This window comes from Achromobacter sp. Root170 (assembly GCF_001428165.1).
GTDB lineage: Bacteria > Pseudomonadota > Gammaproteobacteria > Burkholderiales > Burkholderiaceae_B > Achromobacter > Achromobacter mucicolens.
In genome coordinates, this window is sequence record NZ_LMHN01000015.1 from 140,341 (window position 1) to 166,069 (window position 25,729).

Sequence of the window (25,729 nt, forward strand, 5' to 3'; positions counted from 1 at the left end):
AGGTCCTTGCTGATTTAGCTTTCGGGCGGCTTGCGCGTGCGCGCCAGCTCCGCCAGGATGTCGGGAAGTCTCTGCCGAGCGCTGCGGCGGACATCCTCGTACAGACTGTTGCCGTGGGCGTCGATTCCCACCGTGGTCGGCCCCAGCCCTTCGACGCGCAGGCGCACGATGCGGTAATGGGTCAGCATGTCGGGCCATCCCACTTCGAGCACTTGCTTTACGGCCTGGGTGAGCGGCGTGCACCCGCCGCCGAGGAATGACAGGTAGACGCCGCCCGTTTGCCGCAGCGCCTGGACACTCGCGGAATCGAGGCCGCCCTTGCCGCCGACGGCGTGCAGGCCCAATTCCCGGATCAGCGTGGGCATGTAGGGGTTGAAGCGGGTGCTGGTCGTCGGGTTGATGTAGCGCACGTCGAAATGGTGGCCGCGTTGTTCGCTGTAACTGCCGATATGGAACAGGCTTTGATCCTTCATCGCCAGCGGCAGCGGTTCATGCCCCTCCAGCGCGCGCAGTAGCCGTTGATGAGTGGGCAGCCCAGCCGTTACCAGAATTTCTCCGTCCAGCACCACAAGGTCGCCTGCGCGAAGCTTGAGCGCAGCCTCGGCGGAAAGCGGGAAGCGCAATCGGTGCAGGGTCGGCGTCATTCGATCACCTCAACGCGACCGTCGTTATGCAGGCGAGCCCGGGTGCGGCGGTTTATCCAGCAATTGAAGGCGACCGCTACTGGGATAAATCCGTGCCCGGCAGCGTAGTTGACGTGCACGGCATAGGCTGTGCTCGTTCCGCCCGTACCCATGGGGCCAAACCCGGTCTGGTTTACTGCCGCTGCCAGCCGGCGCTCCATGTCCGCCACGAATGGCTCGGGATGAACCTGTCCGATCGGACGCAGCGTGGCTTCCTTGGCCAATTTGGCGGCGTAGTCAAAGGTTCCCCCAATCCCCACGCCCACAACCACTGGCGGGCAGGGCTGAGTACCGGCTTCCATCACGGCCTCCATGATGAAGGCTTCGATGGTCGCCAGGTCGGGAAAACTGAATATCTTTAGCGCTGCCCACCGCCCGGAGCCGAGTGCCTTGGGACTGCAGGTAATGTCCAGGCAATCGCTGCCGTCGACGACGTCGAACGTAATGATGGGCATGCCCGGCCCGGTGTGGCCGCGCTGCAGTGTCAGCGGATGGGTGACATGGGGAAGCAGTGGCGGGTTGATGGTGTCCACCAGCGCTTCGTAACCGTCGACGATCGCCCGGCGCAGGTCGCCATCCAACTTTGCCTGCGTACCCACGCGCACGAAGTAGACGGGTATCCCTGCGTCGGAGCAGACGAAATGATTGGATTGTTTGGCTGCATCGGCGCTCTGCAGCATGATCCGCAACGTGTGCCTGGCGGTTTGATCTGATTCGCGTTGTTCCGCTTGCGCGAGCGCCAGGCGGGTGTCATCAGGAATGCCGCGCAGGGATCGGTCATACAGTTGCGCGCACACGGCGGCGATCAGTTCAGCGGAAATTGCCATGGGGCGTCTCCGTGTTGGATGCCGCGGCCAGCGACCGGGCTCGGAGCGCCGCCAATGCGTGAACCGTGCGGCAGTGGGGCATGTCCACGCCAGTCTGCGCGGCCAACTCGATTACCGCGCCCAGGATGGCAGCCAGTTCGACTGGACGTCCTGCCTCGGCGTCCTGAAGCATGGACGTTTTGACGTGGCCAAGGCGCCGCGTCGTTGCGATACGTTCCGCGGGCGACACCGTCGGCGCGATACCCAGGCTCTGTCCAAGCGCCAGTAACTCGCACATCATCTGCGTGAACACGCCACGTACGCCTGGATCGTCGATCATGACGTCGGTAGCGGAATCGGTCAGTATGCTGACGGGGTTAAAGCATGCGTTGCCGAGCAGTTTGCTCCAGACTTCTGTTCGGATGTCTTCCGTCGTATGCGCGTCCAGCCCGCAATGGCGTAGCAGCGTCACCCACTGCGATAGCCGTTCTTTGTCGGCATCTTGAACGACATTGCCGAAAACCAGCCGCGAACCCGCGCCGTGCCGGGTGATGCCGGGCTCGGGACTGGAACAGGACGGGTACACGACCGCGCCGATGATCCGATCTGGCGGAACCGCGTGGCCGAGTTCGCCATGCGGATCCGTGCTGGTCAGCGGCGCTGCCAGCGAAGATTTGCCCGCACCAAACCACCACGGAACACCATTTATCGCTGGCACGACGATGGTTCCCGGGCCGACCAGGCGCGCGAGCAGAGGGGCCAGCGATGGCAGGGAATGGGCTTTGACGGCCAACAGGACGACGTCCGGCATCCATGCATCATCCTGCTCGAAGCCGCTGCCGATCTCGGTGTCGAAGGCGAGAACGCTTGCGCGAATACGCTGGCCACCGATATCGAGCCGCCAGCCGTGCTGCCTGATGGCGGCCAGGGTCTGGCCACGTGCGAAGACGCGGACATCCACACCGGAGCACGCCATTTGAACGCCAAGAAAGCCGCCGATGGCGCCCGCGCCGATGACGCAGACCCGCGTTGGCGGGTTGGGTCGCAGGTCAATAGAACACTTTTCCATGCTTCGATCCTTCGGGAAAGTACTGAATTGAATCCGTTGCTCCGGCGCGAGATAAATGAATTCTTCGGCTAGACTCATAAGTTCAACTTATAAATATCGCGCCATGCATGTCACTTTGCGTCAGTTGCGAGTCTTACTCGCCGTAGCCGAGACGGGCAGTTTCAGCGCTGCGGCGCGGGTAGTGGGGTTGTCTCAGCCGGCGGTCAGCCAGAGCATCCGGTCCGTGGAGCAGGCGCTTGGGGTGTCGCTGCTGCAGCGAACCACGCGCCATGTCGTGCTGACGCAGGCTGGCGAACAACTGGTCTCGCCGTTGCGGGACGCGTTGAAGACGCTGGAAGACGTCCTGACACAAGCGCAGCAGGCGGGAGAGCGCATGCTGCACGTGGTGCGTGTGGCCGCCACGCCTTCGCTGTCCGGCAGGCTATTGCCGCGCTGTCTGGCAGACGTCGCACGGCAATTCCCTGGCGTTGCGGTGCAATTGAAAGAGCAGGCGCAAGACGCCGCGCTGGCATCCGTCAGGCAAGGGACGGTGGATTTTGCGTTGGCAGTCGGTGATTTTGGGCCGTGTGAGTTGCAGCGCACCTCGTTGCTAAAGGATCGCTTCGTGCTGGTCTGCCGCGGCGATCATCCATTTGCCCGTCGCGACAAAGTCTCGATTGGACATCTTGCCCTGGAGCGTCTGATCGTGCTTGACGCGGCGAACGGCGGACGCCGGGGGCTGGACCGTGTGCTGGTCGCGCACGGTGTCTCGGTCGACGTATTGCAGGAGGTCGCGTCGGCCTCGACCGCGTTCGAGATGGTGAAGGAGCGGTTGGGCGTGGCACTGCTTCCGGCCAGTTGTGTGCCGACGTTCTCAATGAAGCAATTGCGCTCGGTCAGCCTGGAGCCGGAGGTCTTGCGTGACGTGTCACTGTTCAGTCGCCGGCATGAGGACTTGTCCGAGGATGCACGCGCGGTACACGACATCATTCTTGCTCGGGCGCAAGGCGGTACGCGAGGCGTGCCGCGGCCGCTCACTGTCCTCGTTCCGTTTCCGAAGCGAGGACCGGTGGATAGCTACGGCAGAGCGTTCGCCAAGCTGCTGGCTGCGCGCCTGGGCAAGGATGTGGTCGTGACCAACACGGTCGGCTTGGGTGGCGCGCAAGGCGTGCACGCCGTCACGCGCTCGCGGGCGGACGGCTACACCATCGGTATCGCGGGCAATGGTGCGACCGTATTTACGCCGGCCAGTGGGCGGCAACCGTTGTTCGACGTCTTCGAGGACCTCACGTTTCTCAGCGGTCTGGTGCGTGTGGCTGCCGTGCTGGTGGTAGGGGCGCATACCGCCGCCCGCGATTTTGCGCAGTTGTGTGCCCTTGCCCGACTGCATCCTAAGCGTTTCGTTATTGGCGCGGCGGGAACGGGTTCGAGCCGGATGCTTGCCGAACTTCTGGGGCGCTTGACCGGCATCGAGCTGACCCATAAATCCTATGACGGGCTGGCGCCGGCGCTGGACGACCTCGCCAAAGGCAAACTTGACATGGTCTTCGGGGAGCCGGCCGGCGTGCTTGCGCTGGTGCGAGCCGGAAAGGCATTTGCGCTGCTCACGACCGGCGATGAGCGTTGCTCTTTGCTGAACGAAGTGCCGAGCGCGGCTGAGGCCGGCTTGCCGGATCTTGCGACTGACGGGGGATACTGCCTGGTGGCGCCGCCATCATTGCCGGCCAGCGTCCTTGAGCGGCTGTCAGGCGCGATCGCGGAAGTTCTGCAGTCCGACGAACTGAATCGGACTTTCGCCGCGCTGGGTGTTCGGCCCGATTTTCGAAGCGGCCCATATTACGAGAATTTCGTCAGGGGAGAGCAGTCTCGTTGGCAAGCATTTCTCGAGAGAGATTGATTGGTGTTCGATGGTTAGGTGCGAGGGAAATGTGCCGCTATCAAATTGGATTTCAGTAACCAAGCGCGCCCATTCGACAAAACGAGGGTAACCTTGATTCAAGTCATCTCCTTAGCCGCGATGCCCAGATCAGCCGCATAGTGTGCAAGCTGCTCCCCCACATGAAGCTTCAGCGCGTCCACGAACAGCTTGATCTTGGCATCGACGAACTGACGCGATGGGTACAACGCATACACGTTGCGTTGGTTCGTGTAGAGCTTGGGCAATACACGTACCAGCGTTCCCCGGCGAAGATCTTCGATCGCTGAGAAGCCCGCCAGCAGACCGATACCGGCGCCATCGCGCAGCGCGGTCGCCATTGCGTCCATGTCGTTCACGCAAAGGTGTCCGCCGGTCGGCCGGTGCGTGAACATGCCGTCCTCGCCTTCCAGATGCCATTCGTCGGGGGCATAGTCCACCGTGGTCAACAATACGCAAGCATGGTGGGCAAGGTCCTCGGGCGTTTCCACGGCAGGGTGCTGTTCAAGGTATTCAGGGGACGCCGCCAAGATGCAGTGGCTGACGCCGATCTTCTGGCTGACGTAGGTGGAATCCGGCAAGGCGCGCGCGATGACGATGCCGACGTCAAGCTGCTCTTCCAGCAAGTTCGGCATGCGCTGAGATAAAAGAAGGTCCACCGAGACGTCGGGGTGGGTCTTTCTGTAAGCCAGGGCGGCGCGGGCGACCAGCGTTCGTCCCAGGCCGGGCACCGCGTGAACGCGCAATACGCCGCGTGGCGAGACCGTTGCATGCGCCGCTTCGGCTTCCGCTTGCTCAACGTCGCTCAGGATCGCGATGCACCGGTCATAGAAGCGATGCCCCACATCGGTAACGACAAGCCGGCGGGTGGAGCGCTGAATCAGCCTGGCGTTCAGGCCTTCTTCCAATACCGTTACAGCGCGCGAGATGTTGCCGACCGTGGTCGAAAGATGGTTTGCCACCGCAGTGAAACTGCCCATCTCCACTACTTTCGCGAAAACCGACATGTTGTATAGCTTGTCCATCGTGCGTCCATTGTGTTCGTGCGACTTTTTCTCTGGAAGGAAAAGTCATTCTTCCGTAAGGGGCTAAATCCTCGCGTCCGTCATGCCTAGACTTCGTTCCAAGGTTTTCGATCAATCTTATCGGAGTTTGCAACCATGAACGGCGACTATGACCCGCTTTACCTCTTCATCAACGGCGAATGGATAGGCGCTAGCGAGCGCGACACGGCCAGCGTTGTCAACCCTGCCACGCGCAAGGAGCTGGGCCGCGTACCCCTTGCGACGGCAGCAGATCTGGATCGCGCGCTGTCCGCGACGCAGCCCGCCTTCGACATCTGGCGGCGGACGTTTCCCAATGCGCGGGCTGCCGTTCTCAATCGTGCAGCGGCCTTGATGCGCGAACGCGCCGGGCACATTGCCACGTTGATGACCCTTGAAGAGGGCAAGCCCCTGGCCGAAAGCCGCGACGAAGTGTGGCGCGCCGCCGAGTATTTCGAATGGTTTGCCGAAGAAGCCAAGCGGATTGACGGCCGTGTCGTGCCCGCGAACCGCCCCGGCGTGCAGCAATTGGTCAAGCGGCAGGCGATCGGCCCGGTGGCTGCGTTCACGCCCTGGAATTTTCCCGCGATCACGCCGGCCCGAAAACTTGCCGCTGCGCTCGCCGCCGGTTGCAGCGTCATCATCAAGCCGGGTGAAGAGTGCCCGGCCACCGCACTGGCGCTGGCCCGCGCCCTTGACGATGCCGGGTTGCCGAAAGGGGTGCTGCAAGTTGTCTTTGGCGTACCGGACGACGTGTCGCGGCATCTGATTGCGTCGCCGGTAATCCGCAAGGTGACATTCACGGGATCCGTACCCATCGGCAGGTTGCTGTCGGCGCGCGCCGCCGAAGGTGTGAAACCCATCACGCTGGAATTGGGCGGACACGGGCCGGTGCTGGTGTTCGACGATGCCGACGTCCAGCGCGCCGCGGTCGAAGGTGCGGCCAATCGCTTCCGCGGCACGGGCCAGGTTTGCATTTCATCCACGCGCTTTCTGGTGCAGCGCGGCGTTTATGGCGAATTCCGCGAACATTTCGTCAAGGCTGCCCGCGCGCTGAAGGTGGGTAACGGCCTTGATCCCGACACGCAAGTCGGGCCGTTGGCCAACCCGCGCCAGTTGGAGAAGATGCAGTCGCTGATTGCCGACGCGGTGGCATGCGGCGCCACGGTATTGACCGGGGGCAACGCCATAGATGGCCCTGGCTACTTCTTCGAACCGACGGTGTTGGCCGACGTCCCGATGCACGCCAAGATCATGCATGAAGAACCGTTCGGTCCGATCGCAGTGCTCATGCCGTTTGATGAACTAGCCGACGGATTGCAGGAAGCCAACCGGCTGCCTTATGGCCTGTCGGCCTACGCGTTCACCAGCAACGCCCGCACGGCGATAGACGTGGCCGATGGTCTGGAAGCCGGCATGATCGGCATCAACCAATATCGAATCGTTGCAACGGAGTTGCCCTTCGGCGGCATGAAGGAAAGCGGACATGGCTCAGAGGGCGGGGTGGAAGGCATCGAGTACTACCTCACGCACAAGGTCATCAGCCAGGCCTGAAAAAGGAGCATCCCATGTCGAATATCGATTTCAGCCAACCTCGCGAAGCGGCGCGTGCCTTCACCCCGGCGCTGTCGGCATTTGTCGACAACACCCTATATCCCGAAATCTGGAGCAATCCCGCGTTGGCTCCGCGAGACCGGAGTCTGATTACCGTGGCCGCCCTGATTGCCGCGGGCCATACGGATGAACTGCCGGCGCACCTGCGCCGCGCCGTCAGCAATGGGCTGACGCAGGATGAACTGTCGGCCGCCATCACGCATCTGGCGTTCTACGTCGGGTTTCCTGCCGCGATCACCGCCTCTGCGATTGCGCAAGCCACCTTGGCCGTGTCACACACAAACGACTTGAAGGATAAGCAATGAAAGCGATTATTTTTGAACAGTTTGGCGAGGCCGACGTGCTGGAAGTGGCCGATGTTCCCCAGCCAGAAATGCGGTCTGATGATCTCATCGTCCGCGTCCATGCAGCCGGTGTAAATCGCGCCGACCTGACCCACCGCCGTGGCGGCTACGGCCGCCCGAATTTCGGCGACTCGACCATCATGGGCCTGGAAATCGCGGGCGAAGTGCTGCAGGCTGGCAGCGCCGTGCGCGGCTTCAAGGCCGGTGACCGCGTGATGGGTGTGGTGGGCGGCGGCGCTTATGCGGAGATTGCCAGATTGGACTGGCGCATGGCTTTGCCCATTCCTCCCGAGCTGGACTACGTCCACGCCGCCGCCATCCCCGAAGTGTTCGTCACTGCGCACGAAGCCATGCTGCATCTTGGCCGCCTGAAAGCGGGGGAGTCCGTATTGATTCATGCGGCAGCTGGCGGCGTGGGGTCGGCAGCGGTGCAGCTTGCCAGGGCAACGGGCGCCACCGTGTACGCAACGGCCGAGGGCAGCAAGCTTGAGCAGGTCAAGCGACTGGGCGCCGACTGCGTCATCGACTATCGCACGCAGGACTATTCGCAGGTCGTGGCTGAACAGACGGCCAAGCGCGGCGTGGATGTCGTGGTCGACTTTATTGGCGCGCCCAACTTTGCGCGCAATATTGCGTCGCTGGCCAACGGCGGGCGGCTGGTTCAGGTGGGTATCCTGGGCGGCGGCGGCCAAGTCAGTATTGCGCTAGAGGACATCCTGTATCGTCATCTGCAAATTTTCGGCACCGTCATGAAGTCGCGTCCACAGGCTGACAAGCACGCCATGGTGCAGCGCTTTCGCGAACACTGGCTGGACCGCTTTACCAGCGGCGCCGGTCTGGTTCCCGTGGTCGACAGCACCTATCCGCTTGAACGTGCATCCGATGCACATCGCCGGATGGAGTCGGCGCAGAATGTGGGGAAAATCATCCTGACGATGACCGTTTGATAGGTGGGCATTTGACGGTGTGTCGGCCGGCGGCTTGCCGCAGCAGCGCGCTGCGCTTGCCGTCGGGATAAAGACGGCGCGGATTTAAGTCCGGGCGAAAAGCGACGTCAAGGTGTGCGCGTCCCCTGAGGAAAGGACCGCGCATCTGTTAAAGTCGCGCAATCAAAGACCGTAGGGCTGCGCGTTGCGTCAAGTCCATCGGCTGGGTGGGCTCCTTCCCCTCAATTTTCCTTACGGCTCCCCACCATGATTCCAATAAACCGCCCGGCCGGGTCCTCGGCATCAGATGGCCTGTGCCGCGCTTGCAAATCAGGTGAGAATGCGCCGATCGACATGACGTTCGCGTTTCAACCTATTGTCGACCTGACATCGGGCGAGGCATATGCCTATGAAGCCCTTGTGCGCGGGCCTCAGGGGGAATCTGCAGCTTCCGTGTTGGCGCATGTGGACGACAGCAACCGCTATCAGTTTGATCAGCGTTGCCGCACGACCGCGATCGAACTCGCTGCCGGGTTGGGGATGGACCGATTCCTATCCATAAATTTCATGCCGAACGCGGTCTATCAAGCCGCCGCGTGTATTCGAACAACCTTTGAGGCGGCGGAGCGGCACGGTTTTCCTATCAGCCAGATCATTTTCGAAACCATAGAAACCGAAAACATCATCGACCGGGCGCATTTGTTGAAGATATTCCAAGCCTACAAGTCATATGGTTTCCAGACGGCTATCGATGACTTCGGCTCGGGCTATTCGGGCTTGACGCTCCTGGCGGACTTTCAGCCGGACATCATCAAGCTTGACATGGCATTGGTGCGTGGCGTCGATGCGCATCATGCCCGCCAGCGCATCGTCTGCGGCATACAGAAAATCTGCTCGGACTTGGGAATTCGCATCATTGCAGAGGGTATCGAAACCATCGGCGAGCGCGACTTTCTAGCATCGCAAGGCATCACCCTCATGCAAGGGTATTTGTTCGCCAAGCCGGCGTTCAAGGCGCTGCCATCGATAGCCAATGCGAGTTAGTCATCGCGATCGCCGACTGGGCTGCCCGGCGATAGACGTACCACTGAGCGGGAAAAATGTCGCAACAGAAGCTATTTGAAGCTGCATTCATGCAGTCGTGGAACGCGTTGGTGATTACGGATGCGGACCTTTCGGCGGGATGCCGGGTCGAGTTCGCCAATCCCGCCTTCGTGGCCATGACCGGCTACTCCCTGGAGGAGTTGCGCGGACAGTCCCTAAGGATGCTTCAGGGTCCAGCTACCGACAAAGATATCCTCGCGCAATTGCGCGCCTGTTTGAAGGAAGGCCGATATTTTGAGGGTAGTACGACCAACTACCGCAAGGACGGCTCGGACTACATCGTCCGTTGGAGCGTTTCACCGATTCACGACGCTCAGGGAAGCGTCACGCACTTTGTGTCGGCGCAGGAGGATATTTCCGAGTTTGAGCGCGTCGACCGCACCAATCGTTTGTTGGCGCGCGCACTCGACGCGACAAGCGATCTGGTGATGCTGACGGACGCCAAGTCGCGAATCATCTTTGTTAACAAGGCTTTCGAAGATGCCACGGGCTACCCGCTGTCCGCAATCAAGGGCAAAACGGCGGCGATACTTAAATCCGGCAAGCACGATGACGCTTTTTATGCGGCCATGTACGGCACCCTTTCAAGCGGTCAGGATTTTCGGGCCAAATTCATCAACCGCAGGCGGGATGGGTCGCTCTTTCATGTCGAACAGACCATCTCGACGATTTTCGATGATCTCGGGCGAGCCACCCACCACATCAGCGTGAGCAAAGACGTTTCGAAGCAGGTGGAGAAAGAACAGGCCCTGTGGCGCGCGGCGACCAAGGACAAACTCACCGGGCTGTTTAATCGTTATCAGGGTGAAAAGACGCTGCGGGACGCCATTTTCAAAGCGCAGGCAGATGGCGGCGCGCTGAGCTTGCTCATTGCGGATATCGACTACTTCAAGCGGATCAACGATCGCTTCGGGCATCTCGCAGGAGACCGCGTCCTTACCGAAATCGCGAGAATTCTGAACGGTGCGGTACGTAGCCAGGACGCAGTCATTCGCTGGGGCGGGGAAGAATTCGTGATCGTGCTCGCCGATTGTCCGGTCTCTGAGGCGATCGAACTGGCGGAGCGCATCCGCAAACGGGTTCATGCTTATCGCGATGGCGAAGTCGGTTCTGTCACGTTATCACTAGGGGTCGCGCAGTTTTCCCCAGGCGAAACAATTGAAGCCCTGATCGCGCGCGCAGACACCGCGCTTTACGATGCCAAGCACTCCGGGCGAGACAGGCTGGCCGTCGCGGCCAAAGCGGGAAAGGCGCTGACTTGACACTGGCCGGCCGTTGTTCTGCCGGGACTCGTCGCATGAGGAATATCGGCGGCAAACCTGCAGGAGATCGAGGCACGCCAGCCGGCTCACGGCTGGGCCAATGCATCGATCGCCAGAATATTCTCCCTGTATCCGCTGCTCACAGGCCAGCATCGCGCTCACCACGGCGCGATGCTCCGCGAGGCGACATGGCTGGTCGAAGCCGGCAAGCTCATGCCGAATCTCGATCCTCGCCGGTTCGACCTGCGTTCCGCGGAAGTTGCCTACGAAGCTATCTCGACTGCAACCGCGAGGGGGAAAATCGTGGTGGAAGTGGCATGAGGCTCTCACCCTGCATTGCTGGTGGCGACATCGGTTGGCGATTGGCTGCGGACTCAATAGATCATTCCTTGCTCGGCGCTATGGTTCCGAGCCCCGGGATTTCGCGTGCCGCGCCGCAATCCATGACAAGGTGCCGACGTCGGCACCTCCAGACTCGATGACGGTGGTGCCGGCCATCATCAATCCGTAACCGTGTTCCTCGTCCCAGGCGCAGCGGAAGTCCAGGCCGATATAAGGCCCGCCTGCCACAGGGTGGAGCGTGATGCTGTTCAGACGGATCAGTTTCCGCAAGGCTTGGCCATCCCAGTGCTGTGGCAGGCGGAAGGCATCATCGTCCAGAACGATGCCATCCTGCTCGGCGCGCAGGCGCGGCAGATCCGCCAGCATCGCCTTCATTACCGCCTGGTAGAACGCCTCGTCATGGTCCAGCAGCCAGCGCGCCGCCTCGATCATCGTTGACGCCGGCGCTTCGCCGGAGCCATCGTCATTTTCAAGGTAAGCAATGACTTCCCCGGCTTGTGCGATCGCATCGTCGCGCGCGTAGCCCTTTGAAGCGGGGAGGGCATCGGCGCCGCGCAATCGCGACGTTGCGGGCAGTGGCAACGCGGTGATCCAGACGCACCAGGCACTTCTAGGCCCATAGAGCGTAGGCAGGCCCGTTATCGAAAGCGGCACATAGTCTGATGGAATCTGGCCGGTATGCATTGAATCGCTCCTTGAATCTTTGTTGAGGCGACGCCAGCCTCAATCTCCGGTCGTGGCTGCCGTCAGGGCCGTCAGCGCCGCCAGCAACGCCGTGTCGGCACCGTCAGGCGCAGAGGCCACCGCCGCGCGCACCCGTTGCGCCAAAGCGCTGTTGAAATCGGCCGCAATGTCGGCGCGCAGTGTGAGCCGCCTGCCGGTCTTGTCCAGAAGCATGTCCGGCGCTACCCCTACCAAGTCCAACCGGGCGCCATCGGCGCGGTGGACGCGGGCGGTGGTGATCACCAGCGCGCCCTGGTTGCCGGGCAGGGACCGCACGGTCTGGATCGTGCCAGCGCCCATGGTTGCCTTGCCGATCAGCAAGGCACGGCCGTGGTCCTGCAGCGCGGCCGCCACGATCTCGGCTCCGGCGCCCGTTCGGTGATCGATCAGCACCACCACCGGAACCCCTTGCGGCACGAGGGGGGCGCGGGCGCGCAAGGTGCGCGCATTGTCAGGCGTGCGACCGCGCAGGCTGCCGATCTCGGATCCTTCGGGCAACACCATGCCGGCGACTTGTTCGGCTGCGTCGAGCAGCCCGCCGGCGTTGCCGCGCAGGTCCAGCACCAGTCCCGCCAGCGGCGCTTCGGCATGTGCGGACGCTGCGTCGAGCGCATCTTTCAACTGGCGGCCCGTTCGGCTGTCGAAAGCGGAGATCCGGATCACCGCAAGCGCGCCATCCAGGTCCCAACGTACCGTGGGAGGCGCCTGTACGGGTCCGCGCACAGGCTGCGCCGTGATCGCGCTGGCCGAACCCGGCCGCAGCAGGGTGAGCGTGACGCGGGTGCCTGCCGCACCGCGCAGCAATGCGACGGCTTCTGGCAAGGGCAGGCCCGCGGTGGCACGGCCGTCCACGTGGGTCACGATGTCGCCGGCCTGGACGCCGGCGCGTTCGCCCGAGCTGCCGGGCAGGGGCCGCACGACGGTCAGGGCACCGTCCCGGATCGACAGCTCCAGGCCGACGGATGCCGGCGGGGCTGCCAGTTCGGCGCGCGTTGCAACGCGGCTGTAGGGGTCCAGACCCGCCATCATGCCGCGCAGGGCCGCGTCCAGCGCCATCTCGCGCGGTGTGCCGTCGGCAAAACGCAGGATCTCGCCGGTCAGGAGGCGGATCTGGGGTGTCATGCCTTCCGTCTGATGCCCGGTCAGGACGGCCTGTTCGATCGCGGCCTTGCGCGATGGATCTTCAGCGCCTGGCAGCGCCTTGAGCGCGCTCAGGCCGTTCGCCACAAGGACACGTGAATCCAGGGGATCAACGTACTGGTTTACAACCTGAGTCATGGCAGCCGCGAGCGTGGCTTCGATTTCCTGGCGCGTCATGGCGGCGGCAGACGCGTGCACGATGGTGCACGCCCACAGCAGGGCGCAAAGCGATTGTCGCAGCGAGCACCCGTGCCCGGCGTTTGATGCCTGCTTTTTCACGGGCGCCGGCCCCGCCCCGCTCGAAGGCGGCGATCGTAAGGGCGCGCAGAGGAGGGCGGTCCGGAACGCTTCAGCCCAAAAGGCAAAGGAAAGTTTCGTCATCCTGCGGAATGCGCCGCGTGCGCGTCGAATTGTCGAGTGCGCTGATGTTAGCAGCCATGAAAGCATCGCCAATTTGCGGTGAGAGTGTCGGGTCCGGGCTGCCTGCGCCTGGGGATCGCGCAGGCAGACAGTATGACAACCACTGCTGCGCGTCGCCGCAGGCCTGGTCTCAAAGACGGTCGAGTTGATCTCGCGGGTGAAACTCGGCGTCGTCTTTGCCGTCCAGCATCGCGTCCACCATGGCGTCGAATGCGCCAGCGGCATTCCCGAACGCATCGGAAGCCAGAAACTCGGATCTGCCTATTCCGTCCAGTCCAAGCGCAGCAACGGTTTCCCGTTCGCCTTCCTCGCCCCAGATGTAATCGTGAACCACCGCAAGGCCTCGACCATCCGCCTCGAAAAAATCTGCCGCGCCACGCGCTACCGTCAGAAAAACGATGAGGTCGTAGAGATTTTCGGAATAGGTCAGCGACCCTGCAACGAAGTGCGTCTCCGAAGAATCGTAGGCCGCAACCTTGATGTTGTCGGCTTCGGCGGATTGCAGGATGGCTCGCAGCGCCGCGCGATTGTCCGAATGGCGAGCCAGCATGGCGTCGCATTCCGAAACAAGCTTGCCCAAATCCTGGCCGCTGGAGGCAGCCAAATCCTTGCCTCCCGACAGATACCACTGCCCGCCAATGGTGCGCCAATCCGACCATCTTGATGCCGCCGGCACAGGGGCAGCGAGCCATCTGGCTAGATTCTCGCGGGGCATCTGGAATTTGAGAAAGGCGGAATAGGGTTCGGACATGGCAGCTATCGATCCTCAGGTGCTCAGCAACTTTGCTTTTATCAAAATGGCGCTGCAAATTCTACGGTTGCGTCTTCAGCACGGCCTGCCGCAGGATGTCGTAAACCGACAGGCCCGGAAGTCGCGAGAAGAACGTGTTCCTATCGGCGGAAGCTGTCCACGCAGACCACAGCGTCAGCACGGAAAGCTGACCATGCTTCCATGCGACGAGCGCCTCGATATCGCCCGCGTCGCGGCCGTTCTTGTCTTCGACGGAAAACCGGAAGGTGCGCGCGGAAAACCCCTGGTCCGCCAACGCACTATCCTCTTCGCTCGACAGCATCACGGGCGACCGCGCGTCGGATGTCTGCTTGACGAAGTAATCCTTCACGAGCGCGGCACCGTCTGTTTCAAGGTCGGGTTTCTCCTTCATGTTCTGAACGAAGAGCCAGACCAACCCGACATCCTTTCCGTTCTTACGCCTGACCATGTGCAGCTCGGCGGGAAGTGGTCCGTGAAAATCGTTGATGGGAACGTCCCATCCATTCGGGATGCGAATCCGGTGTTTCGTGGCGCCGATACGAAGCGGTATCTCCTGCATTTCCCGTCCGAAGCTCGATTGCTGCTGATTGGCCCATGAAAGGCTGTCAATGAGCGCAGTGGCGTATCGATCGGCTTTATGCACCAGGTTGTTCGCGGCATCCATGCTGGCGGCACGGCTCACGTCGACGATGAAGAAAATGCCCACGGCCTGTTTTTCGCGGACGAAGCAATAACTAATAGCGGCGCTCTTTGGCTTCCCGTTGTCGGCTTTCTGGGCCAGAAGTCCCACTTCTGTCAGGTCGTCCGAGCTTTTGGAGATTCGCGGTATATACCCGAGCGCTTCCACTTCGAAAGTGCAGAGTCGCCATGCCGTGGCGGGCGCCGGGAGGTTGTAGCCCAAAATGCTGGTCTCGATTTCCGGATTGTCTTTATCCGACGTGATTTTTCCAATCACCTTCACGTTGCCGATGGTGTCCGGCGGATTGGGCTCCATGGGCGCGGTCTGCACGTTCGCATCTCGTGGAACGGTGCTTTCGAAATTTAAGGCAGGTGCTGAAAAATCGAATTGCCGGGTTACCCGTGGTCCAACATCAGGCGATGTGTCATTGCCTAGAGCGAAGGCCGATCCCATGGTAGCCAGTGCCAAAATTGGCACCGTGAAGAACATGTTGGCAAGGGGAAAGTTCATCTTCTTGCTGCTCACTCGCGTTTCTCGAGGCGTCGCTAATTGACCGCATACCTTGGCACAACCGATACACAGGAGTGCTCAGTTGAAAGCGTCCTTGTTTGCCCGAAAGTAACCCCAAAGGTCCTCCATATCCACCATCTCGAAGACGAACCATCCCGCAGTAAATAGCTGCTGTTGCCTCTTGGATGCGCTGGCGATCATTCCCGTATCGTCGGTGGCCTTGGCTGCAGCGAGTTCATTGCCAGCTTCGGCTGTTAAGGTTTGCAGCGTGCCTTGAAGCGCCAAAATGGCGCCTCTAAATAGGTCTCGATAGGAAGGATTGCCTACATATCTGTTCAGGCAGTCTTGCAATCGCTCGATACAGTCCGGATAGTCCTTGAGCAGATCGCATAAGGATTGAGGGACCGAGGGAGGAGGGAGAGAGGGCAAGGAATACTCCATTTCAAGTGTTCCGTAGATGTCCGATGCTTCGATCATTGTGTCTCACTCAATGTCGCAAATTTCGCTCGTGACGGTCCTAGCACGCTGTATATGAATGGCAGCAGTTCAGCTACGTCCAACGCCGCAATGCTGCGCCCTCCTTCAATCCGACATCGAAGTACGTCGAAGATGGCGCCTTGCCCGCGCCCTTCGCATCGAACGGGGAATATATATAGAAGAGTTGTGCGCCCGGTCTAAGACGGGGGCTCTTCCAACGCGCTTTAAACCACAGCCTTCTCACAACACCAACAAGAGAACAAGTTGGAGGAAGCGCCTTTGGGCCGTGGCGTGAACTTCGAGATCAAGGTGAAGTCGATCGACACCTTGCACAAGCGTTTACTGGACGCCGGTTGGCCGCTCTACCGGGAACCCCAGGAGCGCTGGTAGCGATCCGAACAAATCGAGATCGGGGTGCGACAGTTTTTAGTGCAGGACCCTGATGGCTATCTGTTGCGCTTTTCCGCCTGGATTGGAAACCGCCTCCTATGATGCTGAAATGTCCGACGCGGACTCATACCGTCCGCTCGGACAAACAGCACCAACAGAACAGGGGCGCGCATAACCAGCCCCCTCATCACGCTCTGAGCAACCCCAGAACGCTTCCCGCTACAAGGTCGGCTGCGGAATCGGCGTGTCTTTCGGAACCGTGCCCGAAATCCGCTTAGGGCAATTTGAAATGCCCCACTTGGTCACCATGCCCTTTTCGATCATGAATTTCTCTGAACATATGTGATATGCGGAGATAGGGCCCCAGATGTCCTCGTACGAAATAATTTTCGCCCCGCTTTCAAGCGTGTAGCTCTTCTTGGGAGGTCCCCACTTGGAAATCAGCTGTTCTTCCGTGCTGCCGACCCAGACTGCATTGACATCGTTGTAGGTCTTGTTCCGCGTGCCCGTCAGCATGTTCATCTGTCCAGTAGTACATCCCGCGAGCAGTGAAGGCAGGACGACAAGCAGTACCAATTTTCTCATTTTGACCGTTACCCCAAAGGCTTCATTGTTGAGAGATGGGTGTTTTGGCGCGGCATGTCATTGAAATGACTTATTGCGCGCCTCCGACATGCCCGATGCAACCTGGCCGCGAAGCAGCCCCAGCTTGTTTTATTTTGGGCGTCACTGTATCAGAAACCTTGGCGCCAGACGCTTCGGTTGCGTCAGGCCCGTCACTCACCGGCCTTGAACGTCGCTGGCGATTTTCCTGGACGTCAATGTGATGACGAAAAACTCGCCGCGTCTGTCGGCCGGGACGGCGTCGAGCTGATTGCGGCCGTAGTCGGTATGTTGCCGCTGCTCGAAGTTGGGGTAATACCCTTTCCAGAAGTAGCGCGCCTGTGTGTCGCTAGCGAGCACCTTTTGCGCTGGCAGGCCTGCGACGAAGCGTGTATCAGCGCTGTCTGTTCGCGCGCGCACGGCGACGCGGGCTTCGGTCAACTGCCAATGGCATACCCCTCGCCCGTAATAGTCTTCGTCGAGCAGCATGTCGGCATATACCGTGCCTATATATTCGGTGGCCGATATGCGGGAAAGGCGGAATGGTTCATGGCTGGAAAGCGTTGGCACGTTGCCCGCCAGGGCATTGGATCGGCCGCAGCGGGCCGCGTTGCTGGCGTCGAACTGCGCGGTGCCCTCGACCACCGTAAACGGCGATTTGTCGTCGGCCGCGCTTGAAAGCTCGGATGCGTTGGAAAGGGTCAGCCGTATCTCGTAGGCGTGTGCCGGGGCGGGGTTCAGCTTGCGCAGCGCCGGCGCGCGCGTATTTGATGCGGCATCAGACTTGGCCGGGGTATCGGCGAGACTTGCGCCGCTGATTGCTGCGGCCAGCAGCGCCAGCAACGGCAATGCCCCGAGCAAGGCTGACGCAGAGAAAAATCGAACGCGTTGCGACAAGATGGATGTTTCCTATATGTGCGAATAAAGGGTTATTCCACTACCGGCGAATATTCGTGCGTCATCGCCCCGCCAAACGCGGATTATGGCATCGTCGGAACAGCGGCCTGGCGCGGCTTGCGCTTGCCGGGCCTCCTTCTAGGTTTTTCGCCGGCAATAATCCTGCCTGCGCCGCGATTTGCAGGCCGCAATACTTCGCTTGCTTCCGTCGATGGCTGCGCGCCGAATCTCCCACTCCAATTGCGTTAATCTCTGTCGCTGGCAAATCCTGGATGGCACGATATGTGGCGCACGTTCTGCAAAATCTCGCTGGTGGCGGGTTGGATGCTTTGGCTGGCCGCCATGGCGTGGTTCGCGGTTGGCATGTTCCGGTATGTACCGTCCGCCGACGCGACGCTGGCGCCGATCACGCTTACGTCCGGTCAGACAGCACACGCCGAGGTTTATCGAATCCGCGAAGCGCCCCTGTGGATGGAGGCGCGTTTCGGCGGCCCGATGGGCACGGAGCGGCCCGAATTGGGGGAATACACGACACGCGTGGGCGCGCCGGACGCGAAGCGGGGCTTCATCAACCCCGGAGAGCCGGTCCGGATTCGGGTGCGCGACGGCAAGGGACTGGACGTCGTGGTGGCCGCGGCCCCGCGCAGCGGCAATAGCGCCACGCATTTCTACCGCAAGTTCTGGCCTGAAAGCCATGTCGATGGCGCGCTGCTGGAGACCGAGGGGCCTTTTCCGAAGCTGGCGAAGGGGACTTCGCAGCTCACCTTCACGGTGGAGGAAGCCGGGCCGGCGCTTCAGGGCGAACAGATTGAACTGGAAATCAGCGCGCCCATCGGGCTCAAGCGTACGGCGCCCGGCTGGGAGGATGTCTCCACTTTTATCTTCTGGCCCTTCATGGGCGCGATCCTTGGCGCTTGGGCGCTGGTGTGGGCGGGGCTCAGCTGGTGGTATCGCCGCCGGGCTCGGCGGACTGCTCAGAAGGCACTGGCCTGAGTTCGCAAGCGGGGAAGCCTGTGCGTTTGCAATGCAAGTGCGCATACTGCGTTGATTCAGCACCGGTCTTGCAACGCAGAGCACTAGATGTATGCTGAACTGCATCGGAACAGGCTACAGCAACGCCCGCCGAGCGACAGTAGGGTCGCCTAGAATGACCAGGGTCTGCCTGGCTATCGCAACGTTTGGTGTAGCGTTGCCGCCGTTCGGGAATCAGGTACGAACATTTCCGCACCCATGCCGGACCGGCTTTCCCGAAAAATATGGCAGACCGCTTCTGGCCGAGAGCCGTCCTTGTTGACCGGCCGATGACGACCCGAAGCAGCCATTCAATTCGCCGATTTCATTGACGAAATGGAGTGGCGTACGCATCGTTTTCAGCCGAGGCCGTTGGTCAACGACCGACAACGTACAACCCAAAAGACAAGAAGAGATGCGCAATTACACCCCAGCGGAAATTACCGATATCGCAAATCAAGTGTGTGCCGCCTACATAGGGGAAAATTCGCTACCCATGTGGTACGCAGCCTACCAGTGGCAGGATGAGCCGGTGGGGCCTTCATGGTTGGCAAGGCAGGAGTTACAAGCAAATCTTCTTGCGACCGGCTTTGCCCTCCCCGAGTTGCAGGCCATCCACCGCTGGGGTTTCAACGGTGCTTCCTGCCCTGCCATGAACGATCCTGAAATCCTGGCATCGCTCCAAGCCTGCCTACACACATTTCGGGCTGGGACACGCGCTCAACAGGAGGCATCTCTCACGGACTTTCTTGCTCAGCAACGTACAGCCAATGCCGGAATCGGGCTGGCGCGTGTATCCAAATGGATCTGCTTCGTCGACCAAGCCCGCTTCGCGATTTTGGATTCCAGGGTTTCTAGGGGCCTCTATCCAGTTAGCGTCGCGCCAGGGCACCGCGCGTTTCCCGTCTTGGCGGGTAGGGCCGCTGGGGCGGCCGACCCAATAGCGAATTGGAGGCCAGATCGTCTGGCCCGCATGTATCTCAACTACCTGGACGTGATGCAACAAGTCGCAGAACTGCAAGACGGCATGCAACCGGCTCAAGTCGAAATGGCTTTGTTCATGATCGGACAGCCTGCACTTCCAAGGCCTCTGAACCCCCGACTTCGTCGCACGATGTGGTGCTGATATTGGTGATGCAGTTCTGTGGCAAGGTAAGCGCCCAAACCACGCGCAAGCAGTCATCTAAGAGCGCGTCCGAGTGACAACTACGGGTCGGAGGCGGTGTAGGCGAACGCATGCTTCCGCCCCAAAGGCGGCTAAGGCGCGAGTCTCCAATCTCTTGCTCCAGCTCCTTCAGTCGCTGAGCGTCCGAGACGGTCATACCGCCGAACCTCGCCTTCCAGTTGGAGTAAGTCGCCTCCGAGATCCCGTGCTTGCGGCACATTTCGGCTGCCCCGAAGGGATAGTTTCGACAGCCACTGCGTGGCGCTGACTTTCTTACCCTATATGACAACCCGGGCAACACGTGGGGCGTTGTGCGTGCCGCACTCGGGAAGCTAGCCTGGGAGATTGGCCGGAACGCGATTTCAGTTGCCGGCAGCGGAATGCGCTTCTCGTTCTGGCGCAGGATGGCAAGAGGCCATTGCAGACTCGGGTCTATCGCCGCAGGCTTGCGCAACGTCTACTCGAGGATCCGGGTGCGCGGGTAGCGGTGGAGCGTCAGACGATGCTGGACGCAATCTTCCACCGTGGCGAATAGCAGTGGTCAAACGGGTTTCGATATTTCGGCTTCGGCTTCGGCATTGGCTTTGCTTCCGTCTTTCGGCTGTGGGCGATGCAACTTAAAGTTTGATATTAGGTAGTCCCCTCCAACTTCATGCGGCAGTCCCGTGTCATCGGTCACTCGCAGCCTCTCCGAAAGCCGAAAGCAAACTTGGTATAGCTGTCCGCGAGTGAATACTCGAACGCTGTTGCCAGTCTCGTCCTTCTTGAAAATATCTGATAGAGGTTCAATCGCGACAATGTATGCAAGGCAAAGGGTGCCGTTCAATTTATTCTCCAGAATGAGACGGGTGATTTGCGTCTGCCTTCGTAGGGCCTACGGTGGAAGTCGCAAAGCGTACCAGTGATTGGTGCTTCAAGCTCAGCCTGTGCGTACTGGCGGAAAAGTTCGGTCTTTGAAGGCGGTTGCGGCGAGGTCATGTCCCTTTTTCTGCAAGGAAGATGAGCGTATTCTCCTCGTTGCTCATCTGATGGCACATCAGGGCCAGAACTCGCAATGACAGTTCTGCCCCTGGTGTATGCTTCTGGCCGGCAAGCGACCGCTCGCCGGCCGGGATGCATCAAACCTCTGTTTGTTCAGCCATCTCAAGAGCATCGTCGACCTCGATGCCAAGGTAGCGAACTGTGCTTTCCAGCTTCGTATGCCCGAGCAGCAGCTGTACGGCTCGAAGATTCTTGGTCCGGGGGTAGATCAGCGAGGCTTTTGTACGGCGCATAGTGTGGGTTCCGTATGCGGTATCGTCGAGGCCAATCGATGCGACCCAGCGATGCACAATCCGGGCGTACTGCCGCGTCGAAAGATGCGGCGACGTATGCAAACGGCTCGGAAACAGAAAATCCGCCGCCTTTAGGCCTAGCGCTTCGATCCATGCGTCAAGGCTCTCACGGGTTTGCTCCGTAATCTCGAATTGGACGGGACGCTGGGTCTTCTGTTGCATGACGGTAGCTCTCGCGGCTACGTGGCTTCCGTGTCGGATGTCCTGTACCTGCAATCGCGTGAGATCGCACGCTCGAAGCTTGCTATCAATTGCGAGATTGAACATCGCGAGTTCCCGAGTGTTCGAAGCCATCTGAAGTCTCATTCGAATTGCCCAGATTTCTCAGAGCTTTAGGGGCGGTTTCTGCCCGGTGAGCTTTCCCTTGTTCCATGGCACACGACGGTCAACGGCGGCATTCGCGGATTCCATGACAATCTCCTTTTGAGTAAAGGGAGATTCAGTGTGCTCCTACGCAGGGGCGCTGTCCGACCCGAAGTGGTCTTTCGGTTTGCCATAAGGCGGACGTTCGAAATAATACGCACGCTTCAAAAGTCGCACTTCGTGCCACCGTCAGACCTATAATGCTGCAGTTTGGCCGTCGGATCCGAAGGCCATTAGCCTTCAGTGATAGTTGTCCGTTAGATGAAGCTAATTAGGGGAAACGAAAAAATGCAGGAAGCTGAGTTCAAGGCGTGGCTTGAAGCGCAGAAATACAATGATGCGACTGTCGCCATGCAGGTGAATCGCGCACGCCGAATTTCTCAGAGCTACGGCGATCTCGATGAGCTTTTCAAAAGTGGCGGACTTGAGCGATTGCAACAAGAGCTCGCCTATTCGAAAGAGGATGAGCGATCTCAAAAACCGAATCCTGCGAAATTTTCGATAGACGGAAATATCTACAATAACATGGCCACCTATCGTAAAACGATAGATTACTATCGACAGTTTTCAATGAACGGAACGAAAAAGCAGATTAAAAATCGAGACGCAACCAAAGAATCCATCGAGGCGGCGATGGATGAATTTGACGAAATTGGACTTAACGGGTTTAAAGAAAAATATGGCTTTGGAAGTCCGCAAAAATATTGGGTGCTGCGACCGACAAATGGAAAGCGCTACCCTGCGAAAGCCATTGTAGGCGTTTCGTATGGTCATTTTGAAGATGGATTTCCACTGAAGGTAGCAGATTTCTCTGGCGGGCAAGGTGAGCAAGCCGCCAACGGTATATTACGCAAGCTGGGGTACGAAATCGTAACCTCCGGGTCGGAAGAACCCGAAAGTCCAGAAACCCAAGTTCTTAGTGAAATGCTGATGCCCGGCCCCACAAACCTCATTCTCTATGGCCCTCCCGGCACCGGTAAAACCTATCACACCGTGCGGGAGGCTGTAGCGCTATGCGATGGGATAGCGGACTATCCTGCATCAAAGGAGGGGCGCGCAGCGTTGATGGCACGTTACAACGAGCTGGTAGCCAAAAACCGGATTGGTTTCGTCACGTTCCATCAGAACTACGGCTACGAGGATTTTGTTGAGGGTCTGCGGCCCGTTCCGATCACGAACGGGAATGGGGAGTCGGTTGGCTTCCATTTACAGCCAGAGCCCGGCATCTTCCGCCAGATTGCGGAGCGCGCAGCAACCGAGCGGCTCGTTGCGGGCAGCGAAGCATTCAATCTGACTGATCGTGCGATTTACAAGATGTCGCTGGGCGACGTGGCCGATTCCGCATCAGATTTCGTCTTCACGGAATCCATTAACGGCGGTTACGCCCTGCTCGGTTTTAGTGACACCGACTGGAGCGATCCACGCTTCGAAGATCGAGACGAGATTTTTTCTGCCATTAAAGAGCGATTTCCCGATGAAGGCATCACGGCGAATAAGGGATTGGTTCAGTCGCCCGACGTGTTCCGTAATCAACTTGAGATCGGTGACGTCCTGATTGTCGCCAAGGGAAACCATCGTTTCAGGGCAATCGGCATTGTTGACGGCGGCTATGAATATGCCCCTCGCCCGAATGGGCGATATTGTCATCGTCGTAAGGTTAACTGGTTGTGGCACAACAGGGAGGGTTTGGAGGTAGGCGAGCTCTACCCACCTAAGTTCATTCAGAAAACGATCTATCGGTTGAAGGATTCCGAGCTGAATCGCCCACTGATCGCGCAGCTCATTTCTGATAGCGGCGATGCCGGTGAAATGACTGAGCCTTTGTCACATGTTCTTGTTATCGACGAAATCAACCGCGCCAACGTGTCCAAAGTGTTTGGCGAGCTGATTACGCTTCTTGAGGCGGACAAGCGCGCAGGCATGGGGAATGCGTTGTCAGTGACGCTCCCATACTCAAAACGGTCTTTCTCCGTCCCGGCCAATCTCCACATTGTCGCTACGATGAATTCGGCCGATCGGTCGATTGCATTGCTCGACACGGCATTGCGGCGACGATTCAGTTTCCGAGAGATGGCACCCGATCCTACTCTGTTAGGCATGGTGGAAGGCATCGACCTCAACGTCGTCCTTGCTACCCTTAACCGCCGGATCGAATATCTTATCGACCGCGAACACCGCATCGGACACGCCTTTTTTATCAATTGTGAGACCAAGGAACAAGTCGAAGACGCGATGCGTGACAAGGTAATCCCGCTGTTGCAAGAGTATTTCTTCGAGGACTGGAGTCGGATCGCGGCGGTTCTAGGAGACGGATTTATCCGAGAAGAAAAGATCGATCCGCCACCCGGAATAGAAGGGGACAGCCAGTCAAGTTGGTCGGTGCTTTTGCCGTTCAAGGATGACGCCTTTGCGAGATTGGTGGGCAAAACCGTGGCGGTGGCCGACTCCGCGCCCCTGGCTGCTAACGAGTCTGGAGAATGACTCACATCACTGTCCACGAGTGGGGCCGCATACCCGTTTGCACAGAAAAGATTGGCAGCGGCTCGCATGTCTTCTCCCGCGCCCAAGCCAATGCTTTGCTCACGGCAGCACGCTCACACCCCTTAGCGAACCAGCATGGCACTAACATTCTGATCGACCGGCATAGCGAAATCATTGCAGGTCAGATGGTCGGTGTGATCGCTGCGCCTGGATGCAGCCTTGAGATTCTGCCCAAGATCGACTCCGAAGCCATCGAACCGGACGCCACAATCCGGCATCGTCTGGTGCGAATGCTCGATGTCGCTCTCGGTCTTGAAATAGGCGCCGGGCAAGCCGCAGCGATGGCGCGGCAGGCCGAAACCTTGCTCGACATTTTCACACGCTTGTTCGCCGACCGGCTGCTGGCCGAAGCGCGACGCGGATTGCCGCGCGTCTATCTGGAGCAGGAAGACGACTTGCCTGCACTGCGAGGAAGGCTTAATGTCAGGCGACAATTCACCGAGCTCGCTGTGCGGCCTGACCTACTTGCCTGCCGCTATGACGCGCTGTCAGCTGATACGGCGCTGCTCCGTATCATGAAGGCTTGCGTCGCTCTGCTGCGCTTCCATGCTCGCACAACCGAAACCATCCGCCGTCTCGATGAGTTGCGCTTCCTGTTAGCCGATGTCAGCGACGTGCCCCCTAGCAATCTCCCGTGGTTGCAGGTTCGCATCGATCGGACAAACCGCCGCTGGGAAACGCTCTATAAATTTGCGCGTTTGTTCCTGAAGCGAGAATGGCAGGCAACGCATTATGATGGCGGCGGACAGCATGGGATCACGCTGCTATTTCCCATGAACGACCTATTCGAGACTTATATCGGGGCGCTCGCCAAGCGGGCGCTGCGTGGCACAGAATGTACGGTCCATACTCAAGGCGGCGGCTTGTTTTGTCTGATCGAAGAAGGCGAAGGTGGTAGGCAACGCTTCCAGACCAAGCCCGATCTGCTTATCAAGAAAGGCCACAATAGTGTGGCCGTAATCGATACCAAATGGAAACGTATCGGTCGCAACCCGGAGGACGCCAAGCGCGGCGTGTCACAGGCCGATATCTATCAGATGATGGCCTACGCCCGGCTCTATCGCTGTCCCGAAGTGATGCTCCTCTATCCGCACCACGCGGGACTTGGCACCTATACTCTGAACGCCGCCTATCGGATTTTGTACGGCGAGGAACATTTGCGAGTGGCAAGTGTCGATCTGGTGTCTGGTGAGGCCACTGTTATCGAGCAATTAATCGACTTACTCTCAGCAACCAAGCCGCGGCCGGTGCGGAAAACCACGTCGGTCGACTAATTGGCGCTGGTCATCAACAGTGGGATTTCCCTCCGGGAGTTGTGACCATCTATCCACTGCAGCATGGGCCCAATGCACCGGGTGGCACGAGAATATTGAATTGCCCGCTATCTTGGACCGGACTTCAAATGTCCGTTCCTGGCCGGAAGCGGCCACTGACCACAGGGGTATCGGAGCCCTCCATGCCCGAATCCGCGGGCTTAGACCGTTGCGCGAATTTAATCGCACCTATCGCGAAGTAGGCCTTTTGCAACTGCAGGCTCTCCGTTCGCACAGACCAAGAATCGCCCACGCATTGGCCGGCATCACCGGGCAAAGCCACCTGCCGAACTCCCTCCCCCCC

At 59.7% G+C, this 25,729-nt stretch carries 24 protein-coding genes and 1 pseudogene; 12 read left to right on the forward strand and 13 right to left on the reverse strand.

Going from position 1 to position 25,729, the window contains the following annotated elements; genetic code table 11:
- Nucleotides 1-14 precede the first annotated feature (14 nt).
- The 3 genes from ASD87_RS15055 to ASD87_RS15065 are packed head-to-tail and all read right to left on the reverse strand — an operon-like array spanning nucleotide 15 to nucleotide 2,636.
- Nucleotides 15-644 (reverse strand): fumarate hydratase C-terminal domain-containing protein, encoded by a 630-nt coding sequence (locus ASD87_RS15055; RefSeq protein WP_056323059.1) that lies wholly within the window; start codon nucleotides 642-644, stop codon nucleotides 15-17.
- Entirely contained in the window at nucleotides 641-1,510 is an 870-nt protein-coding gene (locus ASD87_RS15060) for a fumarate hydratase (protein WP_156403430.1), read from the reverse strand. The genes ASD87_RS15055 and ASD87_RS15060 overlap by 4 nt, the downstream gene beginning before the upstream one ends.
- On the reverse strand, nucleotides 1,494-2,636 hold the full coding sequence (locus ASD87_RS15065) for a ketopantoate reductase family protein (protein ID WP_082586334.1): 1,143 nt from the start codon (nucleotides 2,634-2,636) through the stop codon (nucleotides 1,494-1,496). The genes ASD87_RS15060 and ASD87_RS15065 overlap by 17 nt, the downstream gene beginning before the upstream one ends.
- Between ASD87_RS15065 and ASD87_RS15070 the strand changes: the two genes are divergently transcribed.
- Entirely contained in the window at nucleotides 2,614-4,434 is a 1,821-nt protein-coding gene (locus ASD87_RS15070) for a tripartite tricarboxylate transporter substrate-binding protein (RefSeq protein WP_082586297.1), read from the forward strand. The two genes, ASD87_RS15065 and ASD87_RS15070, sit on opposite strands and share 23 nt — an antisense overlap.
- 98 nt (nucleotides 4,435-4,532) lie before the next feature.
- Here the strand turns inward: ASD87_RS15070 and ASD87_RS15075 are convergent, their stop codons facing one another.
- The gene (locus ASD87_RS15075; protein WP_056323067.1) at nucleotides 4,533-5,477 is read right to left on the reverse strand and encodes a LysR family transcriptional regulator; all 945 of its coding nucleotides are present in this window, start codon (nucleotides 5,475-5,477) and stop codon (nucleotides 4,533-4,535) included.
- A gap of 135 nt (nucleotides 5,478-5,612) precedes the next feature.
- Between ASD87_RS15075 and ASD87_RS15080 the strand changes: the two genes are divergently transcribed.
- The 6 genes from ASD87_RS15080 (at nucleotide 5,613) to ASD87_RS27325 (ending at nucleotide 11,066) form a co-directional block, all read left to right on the forward strand.
- The gene (locus ASD87_RS15080) at nucleotides 5,613-7,049 is read left to right on the forward strand and encodes an NAD-dependent succinate-semialdehyde dehydrogenase (protein WP_056323076.1); all 1,437 of its coding nucleotides are present in this window, start codon (nucleotides 5,613-5,615) and stop codon (nucleotides 7,047-7,049) included.
- 14 nt (nucleotides 7,050-7,063) lie between these two features.
- Entirely contained in the window at nucleotides 7,064-7,414 is a 351-nt protein-coding gene (locus ASD87_RS15085) for a carboxymuconolactone decarboxylase family protein (protein ID WP_056323079.1), read from the forward strand.
- The gene (locus tag ASD87_RS15090) at nucleotides 7,411-8,400 is read left to right on the forward strand and encodes an NAD(P)H-quinone oxidoreductase (protein ID WP_056323081.1); all 990 of its coding nucleotides are present in this window, start codon (nucleotides 7,411-7,413) and stop codon (nucleotides 8,398-8,400) included. Before ASD87_RS15085 ends, ASD87_RS15090 begins: the two co-directional genes overlap by 4 nt.
- A 246-nt stretch (nucleotides 8,401-8,646) precedes the next feature.
- Nucleotides 8,647-9,423 (forward strand): EAL domain-containing protein, encoded by a 777-nt coding sequence (locus tag ASD87_RS15095; RefSeq protein ID WP_056323084.1) that lies wholly within the window; start codon nucleotides 8,647-8,649, stop codon nucleotides 9,421-9,423.
- A 56-nt stretch (nucleotides 9,424-9,479) separates the two neighbouring features.
- The gene (locus ASD87_RS15100) at nucleotides 9,480-10,745 is read left to right on the forward strand and encodes a diguanylate cyclase (protein WP_056323086.1); all 1,266 of its coding nucleotides are present in this window, start codon (nucleotides 9,480-9,482) and stop codon (nucleotides 10,743-10,745) included.
- A gap of 117 nt (nucleotides 10,746-10,862) precedes the next feature.
- Complete coding sequence (locus ASD87_RS27325) at nucleotides 10,863-11,066, forward strand: zinc-binding dehydrogenase (RefSeq protein ID WP_369818553.1); 204 nt, start codon at nucleotides 10,863-10,865, stop codon at nucleotides 11,064-11,066.
- Between the two features lie 78 nt (nucleotides 11,067-11,144).
- On the opposite strand, the gene ASD87_RS15105 is transcribed toward ASD87_RS27325, so the two are convergent.
- The 5 genes from ASD87_RS15105 to ASD87_RS15125 form a co-directional block, all read right to left on the reverse strand.
- Nucleotides 11,145-11,771, reverse strand: a complete 627-nt coding sequence (locus tag ASD87_RS15105) for a hypothetical protein (protein ID WP_235512712.1) — start codon at nucleotides 11,769-11,771, stop codon at nucleotides 11,145-11,147.
- A gap of 39 nt (nucleotides 11,772-11,810) precedes the next feature.
- The gene (locus ASD87_RS15110; RefSeq protein ID WP_162256783.1) at nucleotides 11,811-13,148 is read right to left on the reverse strand and encodes a S41 family peptidase; all 1,338 of its coding nucleotides are present in this window, start codon (nucleotides 13,146-13,148) and stop codon (nucleotides 11,811-11,813) included.
- A gap of 352 nt (nucleotides 13,149-13,500) precedes the next feature.
- The gene (locus ASD87_RS15115) at nucleotides 13,501-14,121 is read right to left on the reverse strand and encodes a hypothetical protein (RefSeq protein ID WP_056323093.1); all 621 of its coding nucleotides are present in this window, start codon (nucleotides 14,119-14,121) and stop codon (nucleotides 13,501-13,503) included.
- 61 nt (nucleotides 14,122-14,182) lie between these two features.
- The gene (locus ASD87_RS15120) at nucleotides 14,183-15,346 is read right to left on the reverse strand and encodes a hypothetical protein (protein ID WP_156403431.1); all 1,164 of its coding nucleotides are present in this window, start codon (nucleotides 15,344-15,346) and stop codon (nucleotides 14,183-14,185) included.
- 63 nt (nucleotides 15,347-15,409) lie between these two features.
- Nucleotides 15,410-15,808, reverse strand: coding sequence for a hypothetical protein (locus ASD87_RS15125; RefSeq protein WP_056323095.1), 399 nt, complete (start codon nucleotides 15,806-15,808; stop codon nucleotides 15,410-15,412).
- 264 nt (nucleotides 15,809-16,072) lie between these two features.
- Here ASD87_RS15125 and ASD87_RS27505 point away from each other — a divergent pair, with 264 nt between their 5' ends.
- Complete coding sequence (locus ASD87_RS27505; RefSeq protein ID WP_255357261.1) at nucleotides 16,073-16,198, forward strand: hypothetical protein; 126 nt, start codon at nucleotides 16,073-16,075, stop codon at nucleotides 16,196-16,198.
- 219 nt (nucleotides 16,199-16,417) lie between these two features.
- Here ASD87_RS27505 and ASD87_RS15130 read toward each other — a convergent pair whose 3' ends face one another.
- Nucleotides 16,418-16,714 carry a hypothetical protein gene (locus ASD87_RS15130; RefSeq protein WP_235512713.1) on the reverse strand — a complete coding sequence of 99 codons (297 nt, stop codon included), beginning with the start codon at nucleotides 16,712-16,714 and terminating at the stop codon, nucleotides 16,418-16,420.
- A gap of 264 nt (nucleotides 16,715-16,978) precedes the next feature.
- A complete protein-coding gene (locus ASD87_RS15135; protein ID WP_056323097.1) occupies nucleotides 16,979-17,698 on the reverse strand; it encodes a hypothetical protein in 720 nt (239 codons plus the stop codon).
- 282 nt (nucleotides 17,699-17,980) lie between these two features.
- Between ASD87_RS15135 and ASD87_RS15140 the strand changes: the two genes are divergently transcribed.
- Together ASD87_RS15140 and ASD87_RS27120 are read left to right on the forward strand one after the other, a co-directional pair.
- On the forward strand, nucleotides 17,981-18,691 hold the full coding sequence (locus tag ASD87_RS15140) for a hypothetical protein (RefSeq protein WP_056323098.1): 711 nt from the start codon (nucleotides 17,981-17,983) through the stop codon (nucleotides 18,689-18,691).
- Between the two features lie 433 nt (nucleotides 18,692-19,124).
- Nucleotides 19,125-19,835 carry a hypothetical protein gene (locus ASD87_RS27120; protein WP_162256778.1) on the forward strand — a complete coding sequence of 237 codons (711 nt, stop codon included), beginning with the start codon at nucleotides 19,125-19,127 and terminating at the stop codon, nucleotides 19,833-19,835.
- A gap of 148 nt (nucleotides 19,836-19,983) precedes the next feature.
- Here ASD87_RS27120 and ASD87_RS26610 read toward each other — a convergent pair.
- Nucleotides 19,984-20,163: pseudogene (locus ASD87_RS26610) on the reverse strand (transposase); the annotation flags it as partial.
- 829 nt (nucleotides 20,164-20,992) lie between these two features.
- The gene (locus ASD87_RS15150) at nucleotides 20,993-21,514 is read right to left on the reverse strand and encodes a tyrosine-type recombinase/integrase (protein ID WP_235512714.1); all 522 of its coding nucleotides are present in this window, start codon (nucleotides 21,512-21,514) and stop codon (nucleotides 20,993-20,995) included.
- A 345-nt stretch (nucleotides 21,515-21,859) separates the two neighbouring features.
- Here ASD87_RS15150 and ASD87_RS26615 point away from each other — a divergent pair, with 345 nt between their 5' ends.
- Nucleotides 21,860-24,052, forward strand: a complete 2,193-nt coding sequence (locus tag ASD87_RS26615; protein ID WP_162256785.1) for an AAA family ATPase — start codon at nucleotides 21,860-21,862, stop codon at nucleotides 24,050-24,052.
- Nucleotides 24,049-25,386 carry an McrC family protein gene (locus ASD87_RS15165; RefSeq protein WP_056323102.1) on the forward strand — a complete coding sequence of 446 codons (1,338 nt, stop codon included), beginning with the start codon at nucleotides 24,049-24,051 and terminating at the stop codon, nucleotides 25,384-25,386. Before ASD87_RS26615 ends, ASD87_RS15165 begins: the two co-directional genes overlap by 4 nt.
- Nucleotides 25,387-25,729: the final 343 nt, after the last annotated feature.